This is a genomic window from Intestinimonas massiliensis (ex Afouda et al. 2020) (assembly GCF_900626285.1).
Classification (GTDB): domain Bacteria; phylum Bacillota; class Clostridia; order Oscillospirales; family Oscillospiraceae; genus Flavonifractor; species Flavonifractor massiliensis_A.
Genome location: NZ_LR131148.1, coordinates 380,880 through 405,687, shown reverse-complemented (window position 1 = coordinate 405,687; position 24,808 = coordinate 380,880). Strand labels below are relative to the sequence as shown.

The 24,808-nt window shown below is 64.6% G+C and carries 21 protein-coding genes and 1 pseudogene; 18 read left to right on the top strand and 4 right to left on the bottom strand.

What is annotated here, in order from left to right; translation table 11 throughout:
- Nucleotides 1-10: 10 nt before the first annotated feature.
- From malQ to E0E41_RS17865, 5 genes are all read left to right on the top strand, one after another.
- Nucleotides 11-1,489 (top strand): 4-alpha-glucanotransferase, encoded by a 1,479-nt coding sequence (gene malQ, locus E0E41_RS17885; RefSeq protein WP_130871228.1) that lies wholly within the window; start codon nucleotides 11-13, stop codon nucleotides 1,487-1,489.
- Nucleotides 1,490-1,653: 164 nt separating this feature from the next.
- Nucleotides 1,654-4,620, top strand: a complete 2,967-nt coding sequence (locus E0E41_RS17880; protein WP_130871227.1) for an acyl-CoA dehydratase activase — start codon at nucleotides 1,654-1,656, stop codon at nucleotides 4,618-4,620.
- 47 nt (nucleotides 4,621-4,667) lie between these two features.
- The gene (locus E0E41_RS17875; protein WP_130871226.1) at nucleotides 4,668-5,978 is read left to right on the top strand and encodes a 2-hydroxyacyl-CoA dehydratase; all 1,311 of its coding nucleotides are present in this window, start codon (nucleotides 4,668-4,670) and stop codon (nucleotides 5,976-5,978) included.
- Complete coding sequence (locus E0E41_RS17870) at nucleotides 5,971-6,531, top strand: GNAT family N-acetyltransferase (protein WP_130871225.1); 561 nt, start codon at nucleotides 5,971-5,973, stop codon at nucleotides 6,529-6,531. The genes E0E41_RS17875 and E0E41_RS17870 overlap by 8 nt, the downstream gene beginning before the upstream one ends.
- A gap of 96 nt (nucleotides 6,532-6,627) precedes the next feature.
- Nucleotides 6,628-7,971 carry an MATE family efflux transporter gene (locus E0E41_RS17865; RefSeq protein ID WP_130871224.1) on the top strand — a complete coding sequence of 448 codons (1,344 nt, stop codon included), beginning with the start codon at nucleotides 6,628-6,630 and terminating at the stop codon, nucleotides 7,969-7,971.
- Here the strand turns inward: E0E41_RS17865 and E0E41_RS17860 are convergent.
- Both E0E41_RS17860 and E0E41_RS17855 read right to left on the bottom strand, forming a co-directional pair.
- Nucleotides 7,968-8,582, bottom strand: a complete 615-nt coding sequence (locus E0E41_RS17860; RefSeq protein WP_242623870.1) for a hypothetical protein — start codon at nucleotides 8,580-8,582, stop codon at nucleotides 7,968-7,970. The genes E0E41_RS17865 and E0E41_RS17860 overlap by 4 nt on opposite strands.
- A gap of 15 nt (nucleotides 8,583-8,597) precedes the next feature.
- On the bottom strand, nucleotides 8,598-10,127 hold the full coding sequence (locus E0E41_RS17855) for an NAD(P)H-hydrate dehydratase (protein ID WP_130871223.1): 1,530 nt from the start codon (nucleotides 10,125-10,127) through the stop codon (nucleotides 8,598-8,600).
- A 370-nt stretch (nucleotides 10,128-10,497) separates the two neighbouring features.
- On the opposite strand from E0E41_RS17855, the gene pheS reads away from it, so the two are divergent.
- The 3 genes and pseudogenes from pheS to pheT all read left to right on the top strand — a co-directional run bounded on the left by pheS (nucleotide 10,498) and on the right by pheT (nucleotide 14,232).
- On the top strand, nucleotides 10,498-11,523 hold the full coding sequence (gene pheS / locus E0E41_RS17850; RefSeq protein ID WP_130871302.1) for a phenylalanine--tRNA ligase subunit alpha: 1,026 nt from the start codon (nucleotides 10,498-10,500) through the stop codon (nucleotides 11,521-11,523).
- Nucleotides 11,524-11,541: 18 nt separating this feature from the next.
- Nucleotides 11,542-11,931, top strand: a pseudogene (locus tag E0E41_RS19360) (phenylalanine--tRNA ligase subunit beta); the annotation flags it as partial.
- 240 nt (nucleotides 11,932-12,171) lie between these two features.
- Entirely contained in the window at nucleotides 12,172-14,232 is a 2,061-nt protein-coding gene (gene pheT, locus E0E41_RS17845; protein ID WP_438819475.1) for a phenylalanine--tRNA ligase subunit beta, read from the top strand.
- Nucleotides 14,233-14,281: 49 nt separating this feature from the next.
- Here pheT and E0E41_RS17840 read toward each other — a convergent pair whose 3' ends face one another.
- Together E0E41_RS17840 and E0E41_RS17835 are read right to left on the bottom strand one after the other, a co-directional pair.
- Nucleotides 14,282-15,748: a serpin family protein gene (locus tag E0E41_RS17840; protein WP_130871221.1), complete on the bottom strand. Its 1,467-nt coding sequence runs from the start codon at nucleotides 15,746-15,748 to the stop codon at nucleotides 14,282-14,284.
- A complete protein-coding gene (locus tag E0E41_RS17835) occupies nucleotides 15,745-16,218 on the bottom strand; it encodes an RNA polymerase sigma factor (RefSeq protein WP_165450609.1) in 474 nt (157 codons plus the stop codon). Before E0E41_RS17835 ends, E0E41_RS17840 begins: the two co-directional genes overlap by 4 nt.
- A gap of 224 nt (nucleotides 16,219-16,442) precedes the next feature.
- Here E0E41_RS17835 and E0E41_RS17830 point away from each other — a divergent pair, with 224 nt between their 5' ends.
- The 10 genes from E0E41_RS17830 to E0E41_RS17785 all read left to right on the top strand — a co-directional run bounded on the left by E0E41_RS17830 (nucleotide 16,443) and on the right by E0E41_RS17785 (nucleotide 24,802).
- A complete protein-coding gene (locus E0E41_RS17830; RefSeq protein WP_087341123.1) occupies nucleotides 16,443-16,691 on the top strand; it encodes an IreB family regulatory phosphoprotein in 249 nt (82 codons plus the stop codon).
- Between the two features lie 126 nt (nucleotides 16,692-16,817).
- Nucleotides 16,818-17,516 carry an ATP-binding protein gene (locus tag E0E41_RS17825; RefSeq protein ID WP_130871219.1) on the top strand — a complete coding sequence of 233 codons (699 nt, stop codon included), beginning with the start codon at nucleotides 16,818-16,820 and terminating at the stop codon, nucleotides 17,514-17,516.
- Nucleotides 17,517-17,809: 293 nt separating this feature from the next.
- Complete coding sequence (gene purE, locus E0E41_RS17820) at nucleotides 17,810-18,304, top strand: 5-(carboxyamino)imidazole ribonucleotide mutase (protein ID WP_130871218.1); 495 nt, start codon at nucleotides 17,810-17,812, stop codon at nucleotides 18,302-18,304.
- A gap of 1 nt (nucleotide 18,305) precedes the next feature.
- On the top strand, nucleotides 18,306-19,025 hold the full coding sequence (gene purC, locus E0E41_RS17815) for a phosphoribosylaminoimidazolesuccinocarboxamide synthase (protein ID WP_130871217.1): 720 nt from the start codon (nucleotides 18,306-18,308) through the stop codon (nucleotides 19,023-19,025).
- A 3-nt stretch (nucleotides 19,026-19,028) separates the two neighbouring features.
- On the top strand, nucleotides 19,029-20,450 hold the full coding sequence (locus E0E41_RS17810; RefSeq protein ID WP_130871216.1) for an amidophosphoribosyltransferase: 1,422 nt from the start codon (nucleotides 19,029-19,031) through the stop codon (nucleotides 20,448-20,450).
- A 5-nt stretch (nucleotides 20,451-20,455) separates the two neighbouring features.
- The gene (gene purM / locus E0E41_RS17805; RefSeq protein ID WP_130871215.1) at nucleotides 20,456-21,499 is read left to right on the top strand and encodes a phosphoribosylformylglycinamidine cyclo-ligase; all 1,044 of its coding nucleotides are present in this window, start codon (nucleotides 20,456-20,458) and stop codon (nucleotides 21,497-21,499) included.
- The gene (gene purN / locus E0E41_RS17800; RefSeq protein WP_130871214.1) at nucleotides 21,496-22,128 is read left to right on the top strand and encodes a phosphoribosylglycinamide formyltransferase; all 633 of its coding nucleotides are present in this window, start codon (nucleotides 21,496-21,498) and stop codon (nucleotides 22,126-22,128) included. Before purM ends, purN begins: the two co-directional genes overlap by 4 nt.
- Nucleotide 22,129: 1 nt before the next feature.
- Entirely contained in the window at nucleotides 22,130-22,837 is a 708-nt protein-coding gene (locus E0E41_RS17795; protein WP_130871213.1) for an IMP cyclohydrolase, read from the top strand.
- A 17-nt stretch (nucleotides 22,838-22,854) separates the two neighbouring features.
- The gene (locus tag E0E41_RS17790) at nucleotides 22,855-24,027 is read left to right on the top strand and encodes a phosphoribosylaminoimidazolecarboxamide formyltransferase (RefSeq protein WP_130871212.1); all 1,173 of its coding nucleotides are present in this window, start codon (nucleotides 22,855-22,857) and stop codon (nucleotides 24,025-24,027) included.
- A 1-nt stretch (nucleotide 24,028) separates the two neighbouring features.
- Nucleotides 24,029-24,802, top strand: coding sequence for a TraX family protein (locus E0E41_RS17785; RefSeq protein ID WP_130871211.1), 774 nt, complete (start codon nucleotides 24,029-24,031; stop codon nucleotides 24,800-24,802).
- Nucleotides 24,803-24,808: the final 6 nt, after the last annotated feature.

The window sequence follows — 24,808 nt, the reverse complement described above, 5'->3', positions numbered from 1 at the left end:
AGGCCAGTTTATGCAAGCAAGAGCCAGTGGTATCCTCCTTCCCGTTTTTTCCCTGCCCGGACCCTACGGCATCGGCACTTTGGGCAAATCCGCCCTGCAGTTCATCAACTTCCTGTCCGACGCCAAGCAGAAGTTCTGGCAGATCCTGCCCCTGGTACCGCCGGGCGGCGGGGATTCTCCCTATATGTCCGCCTCTTCCTTCGCCGGCAATCCCCTGATGCTGGACCTGGACCTGCTCCAGGAGGAGGGGCTGCTTACCCAGGACGAGCTGAATTCCGCCCGCTGGAACAATCCCGACCGGGTGGACTACAGCTGGCTCCACCAGAACCGCCAGCCCCTGTTCCGCAAAGCCTGGGAGCGGGGCCGGGCGATGTACGCCCCTCTGCTGGACAAATTCCTGGCGGACGAGGCGGACTGGCTGCCCGACTACGTCCTGTTTCTGGCCCTGCGGGACCACTTCGGCGGCAAGGCCCTGGCCGACTGGCCGGATGAGGCCCGGCTGCGTCAGCCGGAGGCCATGGAGCGCTACCGGACCGAGCTGGCGGAAGAGTGCCGGTTCCAGGCCTTTTTGCAGCTGCTCTTCTTCCGGCAGTGGACCGCCATCAAGGCCTACGCCAACTCCAAGGGTATCTCCATCATCGGGGATATGCCCATCTATGTCTCCCCCGACAGCGCCGAGGTGTGGAGCGAGCCGGAGCTGTTCCAGCTGGAGAAGGACATGCGGCCCTCCGCCGTGGCGGGTGTGCCCCCGGATGCCTTTACCGACCTGGGCCAGCACTGGGGCAACCCTCTCTACGACTGGGACTACCACAAAAAGACCGGCTTCGCCTGGTGGAAGCGGCGGGCCGCCCACATGGCCCGGCTGTACGACGTGGTGCGCATCGACCACTTCCGGGCCTTCCACACCTACTGGTCCATCCCCGCCGGCGCGCCCGACGCCCGTTCCGGCCACTGGGAAAAGGGGCCGGGCAACGACCTGCTGGACGCTCTGAAAAGCGTGTCCGGCCTGGCCCTCATCGCCGAGGATCTGGGTGCTCTGGAGGCGGACGCCCTGGAGTTTATCGCCCAGAGCGGCCTGCCCGGCATGAAGGTGCTGGTGTATGCCTTTGATCCGGTGGGCGAAAGCTCCTACCTGCCCCACAACTGCCCCCGGGACGCGGTGATCTACACCGGCACCCACGATACCCCCACCTTCGTCCAGTGGCTGTTCTCCGAGGCCAGCCCTGCCGAGCGGGACTACGCCTTCGACTACCTGCGGCTGCGGGAGGACGAGGGCTTCGGCTGGGGCGCGGTGTGCGGGGCCTGGATGTCCCCCTGCCGCCTGGCTATCGCTCCCCTTCAGGACCTGCTGGGCCTGGGCGGGGACGCCCGGATCAACTCTCCCGGCACCATGGGACCCCACAACTGGTCCTGGCGGGTGCGGGGTGAGGCGCTCAACCCCTCCGTGTCCGGCAAGCTGGCCAAGATCACCCGCACCTACCGCCGGTGACCGTCAAATTTTACAAAAGAACACCCCGGGGGAATGCGGCATCTGCCGTATTCCCCCTTTTCCGGTGGTATTTCCTGTATTTCTCTCTTTGGGCTTGTAAAAGTCGAAATTTTGTTATATTATGATGGGTACGAAATTCTTATTAAAGGTAGATAGGTGAACTTATGAGCCTTCGGATCGGAATTGATATCGGTTCCACCACCGTCAAGGTCGTGGTGCTGGACGAACAGAACAAACTGCTGTTCCGCTCCTATGAGCGGCACTACTCCAAGGCCCGGGAACGGGCGGCGGAGACCCTGCGCTCCATCGCCGACAAGCTGGCCGGTCAGCAGGTGCGCATGGTCATCACCGGCTCCGCCGGTCTGGGTGTGGCCAAGGCGGCAGACATTGACTTCGTGCAGGAGGTATACGCCACCGCCGCCGCCGTCAATACCTACATACCGGACACCGACGCGGTGATCGAGCTGGGCGGCGAGGACGCCAAAATCATCTTCTTCGGCGGCGCCCTGGAGGAGCGGATGAACGGCTCCTGCGCCGGCGGCACCGGCGCCTTCATCGACCAGATGGCCACCCTGATGAACGTGACGGTGGATGAGCTGGACGAACTGAGCCTGAAGCACGAGAAGATCTACCCCATCGCCTCCCGCTGCGGCGTGTTCGCCAAAAGCGACATCCAGCCCATCCTGAACCAGGGCGGCCGGAAGGAGGACGTGGCGGCCTCCATCTTCCAGGCCGTGGTAGACCAGACGGTGGCCGGCCTGACCCAGGGCCGGGAGCTGAAGGGCAAAATCGTGTTCCTGGGCGGGCCCCTCCATTTCCTTAAGGGCCTGCGGCAGCGGTTCATCGAGACCCTGAAGCTGGACAGTGAGCACGCCGTCTTCCCCGAGGACGGTGACTGCTTCGCCGGCATCGGCGCGGCCCTGTGCGCCTCCGACTACGGCGAGCAGCTCTTTGACGATGTGCTGGACCGGCTGGAGCGCAGCGTGGACAACGTGGGTCTGGTGGACACCATGCCTCCCCTTTTCGAGAGCAAGGCCGACTATGAGGCCTTTACCGCCCGGCACAACGCCATGCACCCCCCGGAGGTGGACATCCACACCTACACCGGCGACGCCTGGCTGGGCATCGACGCCGGCTCCACCACCACCAAGATGGCCCTCATCGCCGCCGACGGCGGCCTGCTGTACACCTATTACCACTCCAACCTGGGCAACCCGGTGGCGGTGGTGCTGGACCAGCTGAAAACGATCTACCCCCTGTGCGGCGACCGGATCACCATCCGGGGCGCGGCGGTCACCGGCTACGGCGAGGATCTGGTGAAGAACGCCTTCAACTGCGACGCCGGTCTGGTGGAGACGGTGGCCCACTACAAGGCCGCCGCCCACTTCAACCCCGACGTGGACTTCATCATCGACATCGGCGGCCAGGACATGAAGTGCTTCAAGATCCGCAACGGCGCGGTGGATTCCATCATGCTCAACGAGGCCTGCTCCTCCGGCTGCGGCTCCTTCATCGAGACCTTCGCCAAGGCTCTGGGCTACTCCATCGCCGACTTCGCCAAGCTGGGCCTGTTTGCCCGGCACCCGGTGAATCTGGGCTCCCGCTGCACCGTGTTCATGAATTCCAGCGTGAAGCAGGCCCAGAAGGACGGCGCCAGCGTGGAGGACATCTCCGCCGGCCTGTCCATCTCCATCGTGAAGAACGCAGTGTACAAGGTCATCCGGGCGGCCAACGCCGACGACCTGGGCAAGCACATCGTGGTCCAGGGCGGCACCTTCCACAACGACGCGGTGCTCCGGGCCTTTGAGCTGGAGCTGGGCCGCAACGTGACCCGGCCCACCATTGCGGGCATCATGGGGGCCTTCGGCGCCGCCCTGTACGCCCGGGACCTCCACCTGGAGAAGAGCACCATCCTGACTATGGAGGATCTGAAGACCTTCTCCCACACCGCCAAGCCCGCCACCTGCAACCTGTGCACCAACCACTGCTCCCTCACCGTCAACACCTTCGACGGCGGGCGGCGGTTCATCTCGGGCAACCGGTGCTCCCGCCCCCTGGGCAAGCCCAAGGTGGAGAACCCGGACCTGATGGTCTACAAGTACAAAAAGCTCCGCGCCCTCCACGGCAAGGGGACCGGAAACGGCGTCCGGGGCAAGATGGGCATCCCCTTCGGCCTGAACATGTACGAGAACCTGCCTTTCTGGTTCACCTTCTTTACCAAGCTGAACTTTGAGGTGGTCCTCTCCCCCGAGTCCTCCCGGAAGCTCTACCTGAAGGGCCAGCACACCATCCCCTCCGACACGGTGTGCTACCCCGCCAAGCTGCTCCACGGCCACGTGGAGGCCCTGGTGGACGAGGGCGTGGACGCCATCTGGTATCCCTGCATGTCCTACAACAACGACGAGGGCATCGGCGACAACCACTACAACTGCCCGGTGGTGGCCTACTACCCCGAGCTGCTGGCCGCCAACGTGCCCGCCCTGAAGCAGGTCAAGTACCTGAACCCCTACGTGGGCCTGTGGCGGCACAAGGACTTCGGCAAGCGGATCGCCCAGCTGATGGAGGAACAGTTCTCCATCCCCAAGAAGGAGACCGAGCGTGCGGTGAAGGCGGCCTATGAGGCCTACGACGCCTACGTCCACGACGTGCGGGAGACCGGAAAGCAGTACATCGAGTACGCCCGGGAGCACCATATGCCCATCATCGTGGCCTGCGGCCGGCCCTATCACATTGACCCGGAGATCAACCACGGCATCAACGACCTGATCACCTCTCTCGGCTTCGTGCTGGTCACGGAGGACGCCCTCAGCTACCTGGAGGGCTACGCCCCCCGGAAGGTGCTCAACCAGTGGACCTTCCAGAGCCGGATGTACAACGCCGCCCGGTATGTGTGCACCCAGCCCGACATGCAGGTGGTGCAGCTGGTCAGCTTCGGCTGCGGCACCGACGCCATCACCACCGACGAGATGCGGGACATTCTGGAAAAGGGCGGCAAGCTGTACACCCAACTGAAGATCGACGACATCAGCAACCTGGGCGCGGTACGTATCCGGATCCGCTCCCTGATGGCGGCCATGGACGCCCGGTCACTTTCTTTTGAAAAAGAAAGTGACCAAAGAAAACTTTCATAAGGGCTGTCCCACTCCATCGCCAACCATACCGAAAGGAACCACGTTCTATGGCAGAATTAGTTTATGATAAAAACGGGCGTCTTCTGTTTACCCAGGAGATGAAAAAGGAGTACACCATCCTCTTCCCCACCATGCTGCCCGTCCATTTCGGGCTGATGGCCCGGATCCTGGAGACCGAGGGCTTCCATGTGGAAATGCTCACCACCAACCACCGGGGCATCGTGGATGAGGGGCTGAAGTACGTCCACAACGACACCTGCTATCCCGCCCTGCTGGTCATCGGCCAGCTCATCGACGCGGTGAAGAGCGGCAAGTACGACATCCACAAGGTGGCCCTGCTCATCACCCAGACCGGCGGCGGCTGCCGGGCCTCCAACTACATCCACCTGCTGCGCAAGGCCCTGGTGAAGGCCGGTCTGGAGTTCATCCCCGTCATCTCGGTGAACCTGTCCGGTCTGGAGCCCAACCCCGGCTTCAAGCTGGGCCTGGGCACCCTGCGCAAGGCGGTGTTCGCCATGATGTACGGCGACATCATTGTCCAGACCGCCAACCAGGTGCGGCCCTACGAGGTCAACAAGGGTCAGACCGACGAGACCATCGAGAAGGTGGAGGACCACCTGCTGGCCGAGATGAGCAAGGGCAAGGGCCTGTCCTTCAAGAGCATGGTGGAGAATTTCGACCACATCGTCGCCCAGTTCAAGGCCATCCCCGTGGCCGGGGAGCCCAAGGTCCGGGTGGGCGTAGTGGGCGAGATCTACATCAAGTACTCCCCCCTGGGCAACAACAATCTGGAGCAATTCCTCCTGTCCGAGGGGGCCGAGCCGGTGGTGCCCGGCCTCACCGACTTCATCATCTTCAAGATCTACAACCGCGAGGTGGACGTGAACATCTACGGCGGCAAGTGGGTGAAGAAGAAGGCCTGTCAGATCCTGAAAGGCTACGTGGAGAAGTGCCAGCGGGCCATGATCGCCGCCATGAAGAAGGGCGGCTTCCGGGCTCCCGGCACCTTTGAGGATCTGCGTCAGCTCATCCACGGCTATCTGGGCGAGGGCAACAAGATGGGCGAGGGCTGGCTGCTCACCGCCGAGATGCTGGAGCTCATCCACTCCGGCACCCCCAACATCGTCTGCACCCAGCCCTTCGGCTGCCTGCCCAACCACATCGTGGGCAAGGGCATGATCCGCAAGCTGAAGGACGACTACCCCTACTCCAACATCGTGGCCATCGACTACGATCCCAGCGCCACCAAGATCAACCAGGAGAACCGCATCAAGCTGATGCTGGCCAACGCCCGGGGCCTGGCCAAGCAGGAGGCCGAGGCAGAAGCTCATCAGGAGCAGGCGGCCGTTCATGCCTGAGCTCTGCTTTGTGGACGCCTCCACGGAGGAACACTTTGCCGCCATGAGCGCCATTCACTGCCGGGGCTGGCGGGCAACCTATCCCGGGTTCGTGCCCGACGACTACCTGCGGGATGTGACCACCGAGGACCACTGGGTGCCCTTCTTCCGGGAGGACCACGCCACCGGACGGTGCCGGGGCCTGCTGCTCTACGACGGCAAACAGCCGGTGGCCTGCTGCAATTACGGGCCCATCCGCACCGGCCCCAGCCCCCGGCAGAGCGAGGGGCTGGTCATCGATTCCAGCGCCTATGCCGGCTGGGGCGAGGTGATCTCCTTTTACACCGAGCCGGCCTGCACCGGCCGGGGCTACGGCTCCATCCTACTGGAGGAGGCCGTCCGGCGTCTGAAAGCCTGCGGCTATCCCGGCTGCGCCCTGTTCGTGCTGGAGGAAAATGAGGGGGCCCGGCGGTTTTACGAGCGCCATGGCTTTGCCTGGGACGGCACCGTCCAGCTGGTGCCCTTCCCCCATAACATGATCTGTCACGATCTGCGCTACATCCATAAATTCTGAGCCCCCGCGGGCTGCCACGCCGCGGGAAAAAACGGGTATTGGGGCACACTGACGTGTACCCCAATACCCGTTTTCTGTATGACTGGAGGAATTTCCTTGAACGAAAACAAAATGGCGGTGATGCCGGTACGCCGGCTGCTGCTGAACATGTCCTGGCCCATGATGCTGTCTATGCTGATCCAGGGGCTCTACAACCTGGTGGACAGCATGTTCGTGGCCCAGCTCAGCGGCGACAGCTTTGTGGCCCTCTCCCTGGTGTACCCGGTGCAGACCCTGATGGTGGCCGTCTGCGTGGGCGTGGGGGTGGGCTACAACGCCCTGCTCTCCCGCCGGCTGGGCGAGGGCCGCCGGGCGGAGGCCGACCGGGTGGCCGCCAACGGCTACTTCCTCTACCTGGTCTGCTGGCTGGTGTTCCTGACCCTGGGGGTCAGCCTGGCCCGGCCCTTCCTGCGCATCTTTTCCGATGTGCCCCAGGTGGTGACCTACGGCAGCCAGTATCTGGCCATCGTCACCGGCGCCTCCCTGGGCGTGTGTATGCAGTTTGCCGGGGAGCGCACCCTCCAGGCCACCGGCAACACGGTGGGGCCCATGGTGATCCAGGGCATCGGCGCAGTCATCAATCTGATCCTGGACCCCCTGCTCATCTTCGGCATCGGCCCCTTCCCCCGGCTGGAGGTGGCGGGAGCCGCCATCGCCACGGTGGCAGGACAGCTGGTGGGCATGACGGTGGGACTGGTGATGGTGCGGCGCACGCCCTCCGTCACCCTGTCCTTCCGCGGCTTCCGGCCCGTGCCCTCCATTCTGACCGACATGCTGCGGGTGGGTATCCCGGCGGCCATGGTGCAGGCCCTGGCCACGGTGATGAATCTGGGAATGAATCTGATCCTCCCCCTGTTCACCTCCGCCGGCGTGTTCATTCTGGGGGCCTACTTCAAGCTGCAATCCTTCCTGTTCATGCCGCTGTACGGCATCACCAACGCCCTGGTGCCCATCATCAGCTTCAACTACGGGGCCAAACACAGGCTCAGGATCACCGGCACCATCCGCTTCGCCCTGGCCCTGTCCATCGGCCTCATGGCGGCGGGCACAGTGGTGATGGCCGTCCTGCCGGGACCGCTGCTTGGCATCTTTGACGCCGACGCCGCCGTGCTGGCCGAGGGTATCCCGGCCCTGCGGATCATCGCCCTGTCCTTCCTGTGCGCCGGGGTGTCCATCGTACTGTGCTCCGCCCTCCAGGCCCTGGGCGCGGCCAACGCCAGCCTGGCCATCACTCTGCTGCGGCAGGTGGTGCTCCTTCTCCCCGCCGCCCTGCTGCTGGGCACCCTCCACGCCGGCCTGGTGTGGGCGGCCTTCCCGGTGGCTGAGCTGGTCTCCTGCGCCGCGGCCCTGCTCCTGTGCCGGAGCGTGCTCCACCGCAGGCTGGACGGGCTGGAGCCCTAATCCTCCGCCCCCGGGACTGTCTGAAAGTCGGAAAAGACGCACTGGATCACGGTATAGCCGTCCTGGGACAGCTCCCCCCGGAGCAGGGCGTGGGTATCCGGATCAAACCACAGGATACACTCCCGGCCGGTACCCGGCGTCCCCTCCGGGTCCCGGCAGTCCACACGCAGCACCTCCCGGTCCTCCACGGTCTCCATCCCGCAGGCGGCGATATAGCCTCTCTGGGCATAGTCCAGCAGCACCGGTACCGCCGATATCGGGCTCAGGCCGGTGTCGTCCAGAGGACCGGTCTCCACCCGCACCCCGTCATAGTCCAGGGCGGTCTCCCCTTCCGCCAGCCGGGCGGTGACCCCGGCCACGTTCTCCGGCGCGGTAAGGGTGAGCACGCTCTCCCCCTCCCGCTGCCAGGTCAGGTCGATACCGTATTCGTATACCCGCTGGCCGTAGTCGGCAATTACCTCCATGGAGGCAGCACACCCGGTCATGGACATATACTCTCCCCGGATGTCCAGGGCCAGCTGCTCCGCCTGGCTCCCCCCCTCCCCGCCGCAGCAGGTCAGGGTCAGGCAGAGGGTCATCGTCAGTACCAGTACTCCCACACAGCGGCCCACGGACCACCCTCCTTTTTACTCCATATGCTCCCTGATTACCCGGGGCAGGGCGGACACCAGGTCGGAGGGGGTCATGCCGTATTCCCCGATCTCAGCGGCACACAGGTCGCCGGCGGCGCCGTGGAGCCACACCGCCGTGGGCACCGCCTGCCTGGCGGGCATTCCCTGGCCCAGCAGGGCCAGGATGATGCCGGACAGCACGTCGCCGCTGCCCCCCTTGGCCATGCCGGGATTGCCGGTGGTGTTGATGTAGGCCGTGCCGTCGGGGAAGGCGGTGATGGTGTTGTGGCCCTTGAGCACCAGGCAGCAGCCGTGCTCCATGGCAAAGCGCCGGGCCTCTCCCAGCCGGTCCCCGCCGGACAGGTCGCCCCCCAGCCGGGCAAACTCCCCGTCGTGGGGGGTGAGGATGGTGTGCAGCCCCTGCCGGGCGTCCAGTACATCTATATGTCCCTCCAGGGCGTTTATGCCGTCGGCATCCAGCACCACCGGCACGTGGATCTCCCCCAGCAGATGGCGCACCACGGCGGAGACGCTGTTGCCCCGGCCCAGACCGGGCCCGATGAGGCACACCCCGCAGCCGTCCATGCGGCTGTGGACCGCCTCACCGGCGTCCAGGGAGAGCTGCCCCTCCTTGCCGGCAGGCAGTGGGCAGGGCATGGCCTCGTCCAGCTTGGCGGCGGCAATGGGCCAGACAGGAGACGGCACACCTACCGTCACCAGCCCCGCACCGGAGCGCACCGCCGCCTGGGCCGCCAGCACCGGGGCCCCGGAGTAGCCCACGCTGCCCCCCAAAATGTAGCACTTGCCGAAGTCGCCCTTATGGGCGTCCAGAGGCCGGCGGGGGAACCGGACGTCCCCCGCCTCCACGCTGCACACCGGGCAGTCCGCCCCATTCACCAGGTCCGCCGGGATGCCGATGTCGGCCACCACCAGCCTGCCGGTGTGCAGGCCGCCCTTGCCCACATAGTGGCCCGCCTTGGGCAGGGTGAAGGTGACGGTGGCCGCCGCTTCCACCGCGTCCCCCAGCACCCGGCCGGTGTCGGTCTCCACCCCGCTGGGGAGATCGGCAGACACCACCGGGATGTCACAGGTGTTCATCATCCGGACGGCGGTGAGGGCGTCCCCCTCCACCGGACGGCGGAGGCCGGTGCCGAAGATGGCGTCCACCATGGCTCCGCATTCCAGACACCAGGCGGCAAAATCCGCATCATCGGGCCGGAAGGGCTCCACCTTGCCCCCTGCCGCCGCCAGCCTGGCCTCCATGGCCCGGGTGTCCATGGTCATTTTCTCATGGCTGCCCACCAGGACGCAGCGCACCTCAAAGCCCGCCTCCAGCAGCAGCCGGGCACAGGCCACCCCGTCGCCGCCGTTGTTGCCCGGGCCGCAGAAGCACACCACCCGGCCGGGGGTGTCCCCCATCAGGGATATCACCTCATCGGCCACCGCCGCCGCCGCCCGCTCCATCAGGTCGGTGGAGGGGATGCCCCGCTCCTCTATGGCGATCCGGTCCATCTCCCGGCTCTGCTCCGCTGTCACGATCCGCATGGTTTTTGTCCTCCCAACGCTGTCATTTGGGTTCATTATATGCGGCCAACCCTTTTCCGTCAATTTTTATCTTGAATTTTGGAGAAATCTGTGCTATATATAATTTTACATGCGAAGAAGGGAAAAAGATCGGTTCCCGGCCCAGCAGAGAGCGTCCGTCACCGGCTGAAAGCGGATGCGGGGTCCGGCCCCCTCGGTTCGTCCCGGAGCGGCCCTGGAGACAGGGACGGGGTCACGCCACGTTACCGGCGTGAAAGTGCCCGCCTGCGGCGGGAATTGCGGGTGGTACCGCGGAAGGTTTGCCTTTCGTCCCAGATGATTGGGATGGAGGGCTTTTTTCATGCGAAAAAAGCAAAAGGAGCTGTACTATATGAAGGATACATTGGAACAGATCCGCCGGGAGGCACTGGCCGCCCTGGAGGGCGCTCAGAACGCCCAGGAGCTGGACGCTCTGCGGGTCAAGTATCTGGGCAAGAAGGGCGAGCTGACCGCCGTCCTCAAGCAGATGGGCAAGCTGTCCGCCGAGGAGCGGCCCGTCATGGGCCAGCTGGCCAATGAGGTGCGCGCCGCCCTGGAGGGCGCTCTGGAGACCCGTGGCAAGGAGCTGGAGGCCAAAGCCCTGGAGGACCGGCTGGAGGCCGAGGCTCTGGACGTCACCGTCCCCGGCAGGAGCGTGAAGCGGGGCCACCGCCACCCCATGTATATCGCCCTGGACGAGATCAAGGACATCTTCATCGGCATGGGCTTCACCGTGCTGGACGGCCCCGAGGTGGAGCTGGCCAAATACAACTTTGACCGCCTCAACGCCGAGGAGGGCCACCCCTCCCGGGACTGGAGCGACACCTTCTACTTCGACAAGGACAGCCGGGTGATGCTCCGCTCCCAGACCTCCCCCATGCAGGTGCGGGCCATGGACACCATGGAGCTGCCCATCCGCATCATCGCCCCCGGCCGGGTGTACCGCAAGGACGAGGTGGACGCCACCCACTCCCCCATGTTCCACCAGGTGGAGGGCATGGTCATTGACAAGGGCGTCACCATGGCCGACCTGAAGGGCACCCTGAACACGGTGGTGGAGCAGCTCTACGGCAAGGGCACCAAGACCCGGTTCCGCCCCCATCACTTCCCCTTCACCGAGCCCTCCTGCGAGATGGACGTACAGTGCCACAAGTGCGGCGGCGTGGGCTGCCCCACCTGCAAGGGTGAGGGCTGGATCGAGCTGCTGGGCGCCGGGATGATCCACCCCCGGGTGCTGGAGATGAGCGGCATCGACCCCAACGTGTATTCCGGCTGGGCCTTCGGCATCGGCCTGGAGCGCACCGCCATGCGCCGGTTCAAGATCGCCGACCTGCGGCTGATCTTCGAGAACGACGTGCGGTTCCTGGAGCAATTCTGAGAAAGGAGTGTAGGAACAATGAATCTGAGCAGAAAATGGCTGAACGAATTTGTCACTGTGACTGCCTCCGACAAGGAATTTGACGAGGCTATGACCCTCTCCGGCTCCAAGGTGGAGCTGACCCACGACCTGGGGGAGGAGATCTCCAACGTGGTGGTGGGCCGCCTGCTGTCCATGGAGCGCCACCCCGATTCCGACCACATGTGGGTCTGCCAGGTGGACGTGGCGCAGGATGAGCCCATCCAGATCGTCACCGGCGCCTGGAACATCCACCCCGGCGACCTGATGCCGGTGGCCCTCCACAAGTCCACCCTCCCCGGCGGCGTGAAGATCCAGAAGGGCAAGCTGCGGGGCGTGGTGTCCAACGGCATGTTCTGCGGCCTCAGCGAACTGGGCCTGGACGAGCGGGATTTCCCCTATGCCGTTATCGTGCCCGCCGCCATTCTGGGCGATTACAAGCCCCTGGACAAGGAGAAGCCCTCCATTCCCGCCGACATCCAGCCCGGCCACAAGATCTACGGGCCCGTGGTGGCCGCCAGTGTGACGGCTGTTGCCGTCACCGGCTATTCCGCCTATGACGTGACCCTGGACACCGGCGACAAGACCTGCGCCGTTTCCACCCGCTGCCCCAACCTCCACGAGGGGGACATGGTGGCCTATAACACCAAATTCGACACCATCTGCACCCTGGAGGACCTCCACGCCCAGCAGGCCGAGTTCCCCCACTGCATCCCCGACGGCATCTTCGTGCTGGACGAGGACTGCAAGCCCGGCGACGATATCAAGCCCATTATCGGCGCCGACGACCACGTGGTGGAGTTTGAGATCACTCCCAACCGGCCCGACTGCCTGTCCGTCATCGGCCTGGCCCGTGAGGTGGCCGCCACCTTTGACCAGCCTCTGAACCTCCACGATCCCGTGGTGAAGGGCGGCGGCCCGGGCAGCCTGGCCGAGCTGCTGGACGTGGAGACCCCCGCCAGCGACCTGTGCCCCCGGTACACCGCCCGGATGGTGCGCAACGTGAAGATCGCCCCCTCCCCCAAGTGGATGCGGGAGCGGCTACGCTCCATGGGCGTGCGTCCCATCAACAACATCGTGGACATCACCAACTACGTGATGCTGGAGTACGGCCAGCCCATGCACGCCTTTGACTACCGCTACGTGAAGGGCGGCAAGATCATCGTCCGTCGGGCGGAGGAGGGCGAGAAGCTCACCACGCTGGACGGCAAGGAGCATGTCCTCAACGCCAACCACCTGGTCATCGCCGACGAGCACCGGGCCGTGGGCCTGGCCGGCATCATGGGCGGCGAGAACAGCGAGATCGTCTCCGACACCACCGACGTGGTGTTCGAGTCCGCCTGCTTCGACGGCACCTGCATCCGCAAGGGCGCTCTGGCCCTGGGCATGCGCACCGAGGCCTCCGCCAAGTTCGAGAAGGGCCTGGATCCCATGAACACCCTGCCCGCCGTCCAGCGGGCCTGTGAGCTGGTGGAGATGCTGGGGGCCGGCGAGGTGGTGGACGGCACCATCGATATTCTCAACTACGTGCCCCAGCCCCGGGTGCTGAAGCTGGAGCCCGACCGCATCAACGGTCTGCTGGGCACCGACGTGGCTGAGAGCGAGATGGTGTCCATTCTGAAGAAGCTGGACTTCCAGGTGGAGGGCGACCAGGTCACCGTACCCTCCTGGCGGGGCGACGTGATCGGCATGGCCGACCTGGCGGAGGAAGTGGCCCGGTTCCACGGCTACAACAACATCCCCGTCACCCTCATGCGGGGCCAGACCACCCTGGGCGGCTACTCCAGGGAGGAGCAGGTGGAGCGGCAGCTGGGCTCCATGTGCCGGGCCATGGGGTATGACGAGATCATCACCTACTCCTTCATCTCCCCCACCTGCTACGACAAGATCCGCTGGACCGCCGACGATCCCCGCCGGGCGTCCTTCAAGATCCTCAACCCCCTGGGCGAGGATACCTCCATCATGCGCACCACCGTGCTGCCCTCCATGCTGGAGATCCTGACCCGGAACTATAACTACCGCAACCAGAGCGCCCGTCTCTACGAGGTGGGCCGGATCTACCTGCCCGGCGGTGAGGACGGCCTGGCGGTGGAGAACAAGGTACTGTCCATGGGCGCCTACGGCGGCGATATGGACTTCTACACCCTGAAGGGCGCGGTGGAGGCCATCCTCCAGGACCTGCGGGCCGAGGATGTCCGCTTTGAGGTCCCCTGCGTGCCCAATCCCTCCTATCACCCCGGCCGGGTGGCCGACGTGTACGCCGGCGACCGCCGCATCGGCGTGCTGGGCCAGATCCACCCCCTGGTGGCCCAGAACTACGGCGTGGACGCGGAGTTCTACTGCGCCGAGCTGGACTTCAATCAGCTGCTGCTGTCCAAGGGCGCCGATCCCGAGTACGTCCCCCTGCCCAAGTTCCCCTCCGTCACCCGGGACATCGCCGTGGTGTGTGAGGAGAAGATCACCGTGGGCCAGCTGGAGGACTGCATCCGCTCCGCCGGCGGCAAGCTGATCAAGCAGGTGTCCCTGTTCGACATCTACCGCGGCAAGGGCGTGGACGAAGGCAAGAAGTCCGTGGCCTTCAGCCTGGTGCTCCGTGCCGACGACCGCTCCCTCACCGGTGAGGAGGCCGACGCCGACGTGAAGAAGGTGCTGGAGGCCCTGGCCAGCCAGCTGGGCGCTGTTCTGCGCTGATATAACCATAGAAAAAGCCCCGTCGGCCGACGGGGCTTTTTCCGTTCCCTTATACCTGTTCTATAACACCTACGAAGAGGATGGCGCCGCCGTCCCGAATGAGGAAGAGGAAGGGACGGTCCAGGTCCATGACGCAGATTTTGGGGTCCTCCGGCGGAGCACTGCCGCCGCTGTCCGCCATCAGGGTGACGGCGGCGGCCTCCACTCCCTTCTCGTCCACCTTCACCCGGGCAATCTGCTTGACCAGGTCCAGCCACACCGGCTCCAAATCCGTGAGGGGGGTAAAGTCGGAGACGCCGGGGTCAAAGACGTCGGTGATGCCCAGACCCTCCAGGGTGGGCTTCAGGTCCAGCTCGGAGTCCACGTCAAACTTGGGCACCGACCACTGGACCTCCCCCCATATACCGTCCTCAAAGTTCACGGCATCGCAGAGAAAATCCGGGTCCGCCAGCAGGTCGGCGGGGGTGACCCCCTGGTCGGGGAGCACAAAGATCATCTGCCCGCTGGTGGTGGACAGGGAGGCGGCCTGGTAGCCGTCCTGCCGCAGGAAGGTGGCATCCTGGGTCCTGTGCATGAAGTCCACCTTGGTCTCGGTGCCGTCGGCGGCGGTAAAGATGTCCTCCTCCGTCAGCCTGTCGTTGAACTCATCGCTCCACCCCGCCTTGTAGTACAGGGTGGAGGCCAGCACGTTCAGGGTGTCCGTGGAGGTCTCCAGCACCTCGCCCTCCGAGCCGATGAGGCCCCGGGTCTGCTCCGCCACCCAGTCTGCCAGGGCCTGGTCCGCCTCGTCGGTGCCCATGGTCACCTGGTAGGACCCGGCGTAGTAGTGCTCCGCCAGGTTCTCCAGCACGTCCTGATGGAAGGTGACGCTCTCGTTCAGCCAGATGGAGTTGCCCAGCAGGGTGGTGGCCACGCCGTCGTCCTGATAGAGGGCGTGCCACAGGATATCCGCCCAGTCCCGGAGCTGGTCCAGGTCCTCCGCCCCCAGTACATCCAGCACCTGCTGCCGGGTCTCCCCGCCGGTGGTCTCCGCCAGCATGGCCAGGGCGAACCACAGGGACACGGGGGAATAGACCCGATTGTCCTCCCCCGACAGGGCCAGGGTGGTACTCACCTGGGAAAAGGCCGCCAGGGCGATCTCCAGCTCCGGGGTATCGTACAGGGCGGGAGCCTCAGCCCGGAAGTCCCGCCAGGCGTTCCAGTAGGTGTCGTATTCCTCCTGATACCGTTCCCAGGCTACCTCGCTGTTCCCCGTGGGCTCGGCTGGGTATTGAGGCAAATCGGGATAGGTGGGCTGGGCAATGGCGTAGGCGCTGCCCGCCAGAGGTCCGCCGCTGCCGTCCCCCAGGCCCGGGATGCCGGTGACCAGAAGGGCTACAGCCACCACAGCCGCCACCCCCGCCGGAATCAGGGCTTTCAGGGGCTTTCTTTTGTGCCGCTTCCCCGTCACCGCCCGCTCCACCGCCCGAGGGGTGGGATGGAGGGAATCGTTTGCTCGTCTATAGTGATCCATCATGGAAGCTCTTCTCCTTTCAGGGCTGCCGCCAGCTTCTCACGGCCCCGGGCCAGCCAGCTCTTCACCGTGCCCTCTTTCGCGCCGGTGAGGGAGGAAATCTCGGAGACGGAATAGCCCTCGTAGTAGTGGAGGTGGATGGCGGTGCGGTACTTTTGGGGCAGCTCCAGCACCGCCCGGTACACCGCCCGGTCCTCCGGGTCCACGGCCCGGGTCACCGCCTCCTCCAGGGGCAGCCAGCTCCGCCAACGGGCGGACAATAAGGTATTGGTACAGTTCAGGGTACAGCGGATGAGCCAGGCCTTCCGGTGCTCGTCGCTGTCCAGCTCCCCCTCATGGCGGAAGAACCGGGCAAACACCTCCTGGAACACGTCCTCGCTGTCCTGGATATGCCGGGTGCGGGCCAGGGCCAGCCGCCACACAATGTCCCCCCAGCGCTCCACCTGAGCCCGGGCGGTCCTCTCGTCGGTCATGTGCCTCACCTCTCTTTTGGGCATCCAGCGGCGCCCGACTCTCTTCCGCCCATGCCCCGGGGCGGAACAGACCGGATCGCCTCTGTCACCTATCATACCATGGAACAGGCCCAACGGTTGCGTTCCACTTCTTAAAGAATCATAAAATTTTGCGCTTACTCTTTACATCGTGAAAATTTTCGGCTACAATGGGTAACAGATTGATGCAGGGAGGTGTATCAGGCATGGAGATGGACTATACCCGCAAATTCAGCCTGCAGAATGACAAAGACCCGGAGATCAAGCAGATCCTTTCCTCGGTCTACCAGTCTTTGCAGGAGAAGGGCTATAACCCCATCAACCAGATCGTGGGATACATCCTCTCAGAGGATCCCACCTATATCACCAACTACAACAACGCCCGTGCCCTGATCCGCAAGCTGGATCGGGACGAGCTGCTCCAGGAGCTGGTGAAGCAGTATCTCCGCGACTGAGTTGCTGACCGGGCCGTCCAGAGGGACGGCCCGTTTTTTTTGCCCTCCTGTTGCACCTGCAACGGACGGTGGGCCGGGTTTCTGCTATGCTGGTCCCATCAAAACGAAAAAAGGAGCCAACCTTATATGAAGCGTAAGATCATCAAAATCGACCGGAACCTGTGCAACGGCTGCGGCCTGTGCGCCGCCGCCTGCCATGAGGGCGCCATTGAGATGGTGGACGGCAAGGCCGTCCTCACCCGGGAGGACTACTGCGACGGGCTGGGGGACTGCCTGCCCGCCTGCCCCACCGGCGCCATCACCTTTGAGGAGCGGGAGGCTCCCGCCTACGACCACGCGGCGGTGCTGGCCGCCAAGGCCGCCAAGGAAAAGGCCGCCGCCCCCTCCCCCTGCGGCTGCCCCGGCAGCATGAGCCGCTCCATCCGCCGGGAGGCGGCTCCCGTCTCCCCCGCCGGAGCGGTGCCCAGCCAGCTGCGCCAGTGGCCGGTGCAGATCAAGCTGGCCCCGGTGAACGCCCCCTACTTCGACGGCTGTCACCTGCTCATCGCCGCCGACTGCACCGCCTACGCCTACGGCAACTTCCACCAGGACTTCATCCGGGGGAAGGTGACCCTCATCGGCTGCCCCAAGCTGGATGAGGGGGATTACAGCGAGAAGCTGGCCGCCATCCTGGCCCAGAACGACGTGAAGAGCGTCACCGTCACCCGGATGACCGTTCCCTGCTGCGGCGGCATCCTGCGGGCCGTCCAGAACGCCCTGGCGGCCAGCGGCAAGGACATCCCCCTCCAGGTAGTGGTGATCGCCCCGGACGGCTCTCTGGTCTGATTCCACCTTCTTTCACAAGGCGGTGTCCGCATATTCCGCCAAAAGTTGTATAAGCAGACAAAATTCTGTCCGCCCCTTGCAAACACTCCAAAAATCCGATATAGTTTTACTATATCTAACACAAGGAGGTACGGGGATGGCACCGGAGCTTGTTCGGCGCGCAGTCGTTTGGCTCATCCACGGCACCAACCTGTCCTCTATCAGGGAGTGACCAAATCAGGGCATCCGTGCATCGGGTGCCCTGATTTATTTTTTCTTTCCCTAAAAAATTTTTAGCTACACAGGAGGGTTCTATGAGCAAAAAGGTCGCTGTCGTCATGGGTTCCGATTCCGATCTGGACACCATGCGCCCCTGCATCAGCCGTCTCAAGTCCTTCGGCATCCCCACAGAAGTGCGGATCATCTCCGCCCACCGCACGCCCGCCGCCGCCGAGGCTCTGGCCTCCCAAGCCTCAGAAAACGGGTTCGGGGTCATCATTGCCGCCGCCGGCAAGGCCGCCCATCTGGCGGGCGTGCTGGCCGCCTACACCACCCTGCCCGTCATCGGCGTACCCATCAAGACCTCCATGATGGGCGGTCTGGATTCCCTTCTGTCCATGGTACAGATGCCCAAGGGCATCCCCGTGGCCTGCGTGGCAGTGGACGGCGCCGACAACGCCGCCATCCTGGCCGCCCAGATGCTGGCCCTGTCCGATCCTGAGCTGGTGGACAAGCTGGCCCAGTTCAAAGCCGATATGGCAGTGGAAGTAACCAAAAAAGATGAAAAAATCCGAATGGAGGAGTTTTAAGATGTCTTACGAGAAAAAGGAGCAGCTGTACGAGGGCAAGGCCAAGAAGGTATTTGCCAGCAACGACCCGGAAGTGGTCATCGTCTCCTACAAGGACGACGCCACCGCCTTCAACGGTCTGAAGAAGGGCACCATCACCGGCAAGGGCGCCATCAACAACCGCATGACCAACAACCTGATGCGCCGCCTGGAGGAAAAGGGCGTGCCCACCCACTACGTGGAGGAGCTCAGCGACCGGGAGACCGCGGTGAAGAAGGTGTCCATCGTCCCCCTGGAGGTCATCATCCGCAACATCTCCGCCGGCTCCTTCGCCAAGCGCTACGGCGTGGAGGAGGGCATCGTGTTTGACGAGCCCACCATCGAGTTCTCCTACAAGAACGACGACCTGGGCGACCCCCTGCTCAACAGCTACCACGCCCTGGCCCTGAAGCTGGCCACCCGGGAGGAGATCGAGCTCATCAAGAAGTACGCCTTCGCCGTCAACGACCTGCTGAAGGGCTTCATGAAGGAGATCGGCATCGACCTGGTGGATTTCAAGCTGGAGTTCGGCAAGACGGCCGACGGCACCATCGTGCTGGCCGACGAGATCTCCCCCGACACCTGCCGGCTGTGGGACGAGAAGACCCACGAGAAGCTGGACAAGGACCGCTTCCGCCGGGATCTGGGCGGCGCCGAGGAGGCCTATGAAGAGGTCATGCGCCGTCTGATGGGGGACAAATAAGCCATGGGCGGTTTCTTCGGTACCATCTCCAAGCATGACTGCGTGATGGACGTGTTCTTCGGCACTGACTATCACTCCCACCTGGGCACCAAGCGGGGCGGCATGGCCGTCTATGACGCCAAGGACGGGTTCCAGCGGCAGATCCACAACATCGAGAACACCCCCTTCCGCACCAAGTTCGACAAGGACCTGGCGGAATTCCACGGCTGCGCCGGCATCGGCTGCATCAGCGACACCGATCCCCAGCCCCTGCTGGTGCGCTCCCACCTGGGGCTGTACGCCATCATTACCGTGGGCATCATCACCAACTCCGACCAGCTGGTGGAGCGGTACTTCTCCGAGCGGGGCCACCAGTTCATGGCCATGAGCTCCGGCAAGGTCAATTCCACCGAGCTCACCGCCGCCCTCATCAACCAGAAGGAGGACCTGGTGTCCGGCATCCGCCACGCCCAGGAGGAGATCGACGGCTCCTGCACCATGCTCATCCTCACCCCGGAGTCCATCATCGCCGCCCGGGACAAGCTGGGCCGGCTGCCGGTGCTCATCGGGCAGAATGAGGAGGGCTGCTGCGTCTCCTTTGAATCCTTCGCCTACCACAAGCTGGGCTACGCCGACGCCTACGAGCTGGGTCCCGGCGAGATCGTCCGGGTCAACGCCGAGGGCTGGGAGACCCTGGCCCCCGCCGGGGACAAAATGCGCATCTGCGCCTTCCTGTGGACCTACTACGGCTATCCCAACTCCAACTACGAGGGGATGAACGTGGAGGTCATGCGCTACCGCAACGGGGAGATCATGGCCCGGGACGAGATCCGGAAGGGCCAGCTGCCCAAGGTGGACTACGTGGCCGGCGTGCCCGATTCCGGCCTGCCCCACGCCATCGGCTTCGCTAACCGCAGCGGCAAGCCCTTCGCCCGCCCCTTCGTCAAGTACACCCCCACCTGGCCCCGGTCCTTCATGCCCGCCAATCAGGAGGCCCGCAACCAGGTGGCCAAGATGAAGCAGATCCCCGTGCCCGAGCTGATCGAGGGCAAGAAGCTCCTGTTCGTGGACGATTCCATCGTCCGGGGCACTCAGCTGCGGGAGACGGTGGAATTCCTCTATGAATCGGGGGCGGAAGAGGTCCACATGCGCTCCGCCTGCCCGCCCATCATGTACGGCTGCAAGTACCTGAACTTCTCCCGCAGCAACTCCGACATGGAGCTGCTCTCCCGCCGCACCATCCAGGAGCTGGAGGGGGACGAGGGCCAGAACCATCTGGAGGAGTACGCGGATTCCTCCACTGAGCGCGGTCAGTGTATGCTCAAGGCCATCTGTAAGGAGATGGGCTTTGATTCCCTGGGCTATCAGTCCCTGGACGGCCTGCTGGAGGCCATCGGCATCGACCGCGACAAGATCTGCACCTATTGCTGGACCGGAAAGGAATGACCGACATGAAGAACTCTCACTCCGAATCCTACGCCGCCGCCGGTGTGGACGTCACCGCCGGCTATGAATCCGTGGAGCGCATCAAGCCCATGGTGGAGTCCACCTACATCCCCGGCGTCATGGGCACCCTGGGCGGCTTCGGCGGCCTGTTCGCCCCCGACGTGTCCGGCATGAAGAAGCCGGTGCTGGTGTCCGGCACCGACGGCGTGGGCACCAAGCTGCGCCTGGCCCAGCTGATGAACAAGCACGACACCATCGGCATCGACTGCGTGGCCATGTGCGTCAACGACATCATCTGCGGGGGCGCCTCTCCCCTGTTCTTCCTGGACTACATCGCCTGCGGCAAGAATAACCCGGCCCGCATCGCCGACATCGTCTCCGGCATCACCGAGGGCTGCCGCCAGGCGGGCTGCGCCCTGGTGGGCGGCGAGACCGCCGAGCATCCCGGCATGATGCCGGAGGACGACTACGACGTGGCCGGCTTCTCCGTGGGCATCGTGGACGAGGAGAAGATCATCGACGGCAAGGACCTGGCCGTGGGCGACGTGCTCATCGGCCTGGGCTCCAGCGGCGTCCACTCCAACGGCTTCTCCCTGGTGCGCAAGGTCTTTGACGTGGAGCACGCCGACCTGACCTCCCCCATGGAGGAGCTGGAGGGCAAGAGCCTGGGCGAGACCCTGCTCACCCCCACCCGCATCTATGTCAAAACCATCCAGTGTCTGCTGGAGCACGGCATCCACATCAAGGCCATCAGCCACATCACCGGCGGCGGCCTCTATGAGAACGTGCCCCGGATGATGAAAGAGGGGCTCACCGCCCAGATCGAGACCGCCGCCTTCCCCGTGCCCCCCATCTTCCACCTGATCGCCAAGACGGGCAATATCCCCATGCGGGATATGTACAATACCTTCAACATGGGCGTGGGCATGATCCTGGCCATCCCCAAGGAGGAAGTGGGCCACGCCAAGGATATCCTGTGCCGGTCCGGTGAGCGTGCCTACGTCATCGGCTCCGTGGTCAGCGGCGACGCCGGGGTGGAGCTGGTATGACCCGGATCGCGGTACTGGTCTCCGGCGGCGGGACCAATCTTCAGGCCCTCATCGGCGCCCGGGACCGGGGTGAGCTGGGCGGCGGACAGCTGGCCGCCGTCATCTCCTCCAGGGCCGACGCCTACGCCCTGGAGCGGGCCAAGGCGGCCGGCATCCCCGGCTACGTGGTGGCCCGGAAGGACTTTGCCTCCAACCGGGAGATGACCCGGGCCCTGGTGGCCAGGCTGAAGGAGCTGGACATCGGCCTGGTGGTGCTGGCGGGCTTCATGCACATCCTCACCGAGGAGATGGTGCAGGCCTACCCCAACGCCATTCTCAACGTCCACCCCGCCCTCATCCCCTCCTTCTGCGGAGCGGGGTACTACGGCCTCCACGTCCACGAAAAGGCCCTGGCCTACGGGGTGAAGGTCACCGGCGCCACCGTCCACTTCGTCAACGAGGAGCCGGACGGCGGCCCCATCATCCTCCAGAAGGCGGTGGACATCCTGCCCGGCGACACGCCGGAGGTGCTCCAGCGCCGGGTGATGGAGCAGGCCGAGTGGATCATCCTGCCCAAGGCCGTCTCCCTGTTCTGCCAGGGCCGCCTCTCGGCGGAGGGGCGAATCGTAACCATCAAAGGGGAAATGTGATATGAAAACCATGGATCTGACCGAGCTGCTCAAGTCCAATCCCTATCCCGGCCGGGGCATCGTGCTGGGCCGCTCCCCCGACGGGGAGAAGGCCGTTATCGCCTACTTCATCATGGGCCGCAGCGAGAACTCCCGCAACCGGGTCTTTGTGGAGACCCCCGACGGCATCCGCACCCAGGCCTTTGACCCCTCCAAGATGACCGATCCCTCCCTCATCATCTACAACCCCGTCCGGGTGTTCGGCGCCTCCACCATCGTCACCAACGGCGACCAGACCGACACCGTCCGGGAGGGGCTGGCGGCGGGCAAGACCTTTGCCCAGGCCCTCCACACCCGCACCTTTGAGCCGGACGGGCCCAACTACACCCCCCGCATCTCCGGCCTGGTGAAGCATGACGGGGACTACACCCTGTCCATCCTGAAGAGCGCCGACGGGAACCCCGATTCCTGCCGCCGGTACTTCTTCGCCTACGAAAAGCCCCTGGCGGGTCAGGGCCACTTCATCCACACTTATATGGGGGACGGCAATCCCCTGCCCTCCTTTGAGGGGGAGCCGGAGCAGGTGGCCATTACCGCCAAAAATCCCCAGGAGCTGGCCGACCTGATCTGGGCCAGCCTGAACGAGGAAAACAAGGTCTCCCTGTTCGTGCGGTACATCGACCTGATGACCGGCAGCTGGGAGAGCGTTATCATCAACAAGCACGCATAAGGGGAAAGGAACGAACCATGACCGAACTGGAACTGAAATACGGCTGCAACCCCAACCAGAAGCCCGCCCGCATCTTTATGGAATCCGGTGAGCTGCCCATCCGGGTGCTCAACGGCAAGCCGGGCTACATCAACTTCCTGGACGCCCTCAACTCCTGGCAGCTGGTGAAGGAGCTGAAGGAGGCCACCGGCCTGCCCGCCGCCGCCTCCTTCAAGCACGTCTCCCCCGCCGGCGCCGCCGTGGGCACCCCTCTCACCGAGGTGGAGAAGAAGATCTACTTCGCCGAAAACATGGAGCTCTCCCCCATCGCCTGCGCCTATATCCGGGCCCGGGGGGCCGACCGGCTGTGCTCCTACGGCGACTGGGCCGCCCTGTCCGACGTGTGCGACGTCCAGACCGCCCGCTACCTGGCCCTGGAGGTGTCCGACGGCATCATCGCCCCCGGCTACACCGATGAGGCCCTGGCGGTCCTCAAGACCAAGCGCAAGGGCAACTACAACGTGGTGCAGATCGACCCCGACTACGTCCCCAAGGCCATCGAGCACAAGGACGTGTTCGGCATCACCTTCGAGCAGGGCCGCAACAACTACGCCATCAACGCCGACCTGCTGAACAACATCGTCACCGACAACAAGGACCTGCCCGAGCACGCCAAGCGGGACATGGTCCTGGCCCTCATCACCCTGAAGTATACCCAGTCCAACTCCGTCTGCTACGTGAAGGACGGCCAGGCCATCGGCGTGGGCGCCGGCCAGCAGAGCCGCATCCACTGCACCCGCCTGGCGGGCAACAAGGCGGACAACTGGCTGCTGCGCCAGCATCCCAAGACCCTGGGCCTCCAGTTCGTGGACGGCATCCGCCGCCCCGACCGGGACAACGCCATCGACGTGTACCTCTCCGACGAGTACGAGGACGTGCTGGCCGACGGGGTGTGGCAGAACACCTTCAAGGTCAAACCGGAAGTGCTCACCGCGGAGGAGAAGAAGGCCTGGATCGCCACCCAGTCCGGCCTCACTGTGGGCTCCGACGCCTTCTTCCCCTTCGGCGACAATGTGGAGCGGGCCCGCAAGTCCGGCGTCCAGTATATCGTCCAGCCCGGCGGCTCCATCCGGGACGACAACGTGATCGCCACCTGCAATAAGTACGGCATGGTCATGGCCTTCACCGGCATGCGGCTGTTCCACCATTAAGATGGAAAACCGCTACGGCCTCAGCGCCGCCGCCCTCAAGTATCTGGCGGCGCTGTGCATGCTGGTGGACCACATGGGGGTGGTATTCCCCACCATGCTGTCCGACCTGGGGCTGCCCGCCTGGGCCGACCTGCTGCCCAGGCTCATCGGACGGCTGGCCTTCCCCATCTTCGCCTACTTCGTGGCGGAGGGCTGCCGCCGGACCCGGTTCTTCTCCCGGTACCTGATCCGGCTGGGCCTGTTCGCGCTGATCTCCCAGGTCCCCTTCACCCTGGCCACCGGAACCTGGGGCGGCAATGTGATCCTCACCTTCTTCCTGGCCGCCGGGGCGGTGCGGGGCTTTGAGCGGGCCACGCAGGCCGGACGGGGCGCGGCAGCGGCCTCCCTGCCCCTGCTGGCGGCCTGCGTGCTGGCCCTGGCCCTCAGCTGCGACTACGGCTTCCCCGCCGTGCTGCTGGTCTTTACCCTCTATCTCCAGGGGGAGGACCGGAAACGGCTGCTGATCTGCCTGGGAGTGGGGATCGCGCTGATCTATCTGATCTATCAGCCCTTCGTGGGCCTGCTCTCTCTGCCCTGGCTGTCGGCCTCCATGATCCTCCGCTATCTGGCCTCCAGCCTGCCCGTCCAGGCCCTCTGCTGGCTGTGCGCTTCCGCCTCCCTGCTGTTTCTGGCCGGGTACCGGGGCCAGCTGGGCGTCCAGAGCAAGTGGTTCTTCTATGTATTCTATCCGGCGCATCTGCTGGGGCTGTGGGCCCTGAGCTTGGCGCTGAAATGAGGTGCT

What these genes read in the sequence shown, in the direction of transcription:
- E0E41_RS17790 (WP_130871212.1), top strand. Translation starts at nt 22,855, where the DNA reads ATGACCGAACTGGAACTGAAATACGGCTGCAACCCCAACCAGAAGCCC.
- E0E41_RS17855 (WP_130871223.1), bottom strand. Translation starts at nt 10,127, where the DNA reads ATGCGGATCGTGACAGCGGAGCAGAGCCGGGAGATGGACCGGATCGCC.
- pheS (WP_130871302.1), top strand. Translation starts at nt 10,498, where the DNA reads ATGAAGGATACATTGGAACAGATCCGCCGGGAGGCACTGGCCGCCCTG.
- E0E41_RS17875 (WP_130871226.1), top strand. Translation starts at nt 4,668, where the DNA reads ATGGCAGAATTAGTTTATGATAAAAACGGGCGTCTTCTGTTTACCCAG.
- E0E41_RS17880 (WP_130871227.1), top strand. Translation starts at nt 1,654, where the DNA reads ATGAGCCTTCGGATCGGAATTGATATCGGTTCCACCACCGTCAAGGTC.
- E0E41_RS17870 (WP_130871225.1), top strand. Translation starts at nt 5,971, where the DNA reads ATGCCTGAGCTCTGCTTTGTGGACGCCTCCACGGAGGAACACTTTGCC.
- purN (WP_130871214.1), top strand. Translation starts at nt 21,496, where the DNA reads ATGACCCGGATCGCGGTACTGGTCTCCGGCGGCGGGACCAATCTTCAG.
- E0E41_RS17840 (WP_130871221.1), bottom strand. Translation starts at nt 15,748, where the DNA reads ATGATGGATCACTATAGACGAGCAAACGATTCCCTCCATCCCACCCCT.
- pheT (WP_438819475.1), top strand. Translation starts at nt 12,172, where the DNA reads ATGGTGGCCTATAACACCAAATTCGACACCATCTGCACCCTGGAGGAC.
- purM (WP_130871215.1), top strand. Translation starts at nt 20,456, where the DNA reads ATGAAGAACTCTCACTCCGAATCCTACGCCGCCGCCGGTGTGGACGTC.
- E0E41_RS17830 (WP_087341123.1), top strand. Translation starts at nt 16,443, where the DNA reads ATGGAGATGGACTATACCCGCAAATTCAGCCTGCAGAATGACAAAGAC.
- purE (WP_130871218.1), top strand. Translation starts at nt 17,810, where the DNA reads ATGAGCAAAAAGGTCGCTGTCGTCATGGGTTCCGATTCCGATCTGGAC.
- E0E41_RS17825 (WP_130871219.1), top strand. Translation starts at nt 16,818, where the DNA reads ATGAAGCGTAAGATCATCAAAATCGACCGGAACCTGTGCAACGGCTGC.
- E0E41_RS17835 (WP_165450609.1), bottom strand. Translation starts at nt 16,218, where the DNA reads ATGACCGACGAGAGGACCGCCCGGGCTCAGGTGGAGCGCTGGGGGGAC.
- malQ (WP_130871228.1), top strand. Translation starts at nt 11, where the DNA reads ATGCAAGCAAGAGCCAGTGGTATCCTCCTTCCCGTTTTTTCCCTGCCC.
- E0E41_RS17795 (WP_130871213.1), top strand. Translation starts at nt 22,130, where the DNA reads ATGAAAACCATGGATCTGACCGAGCTGCTCAAGTCCAATCCCTATCCC.
- E0E41_RS17785 (WP_130871211.1), top strand. Translation starts at nt 24,029, where the DNA reads ATGGAAAACCGCTACGGCCTCAGCGCCGCCGCCCTCAAGTATCTGGCG.
- E0E41_RS17810 (WP_130871216.1), top strand. Translation starts at nt 19,029, where the DNA reads ATGGGCGGTTTCTTCGGTACCATCTCCAAGCATGACTGCGTGATGGAC.
- purC (WP_130871217.1), top strand. Translation starts at nt 18,306, where the DNA reads ATGTCTTACGAGAAAAAGGAGCAGCTGTACGAGGGCAAGGCCAAGAAG.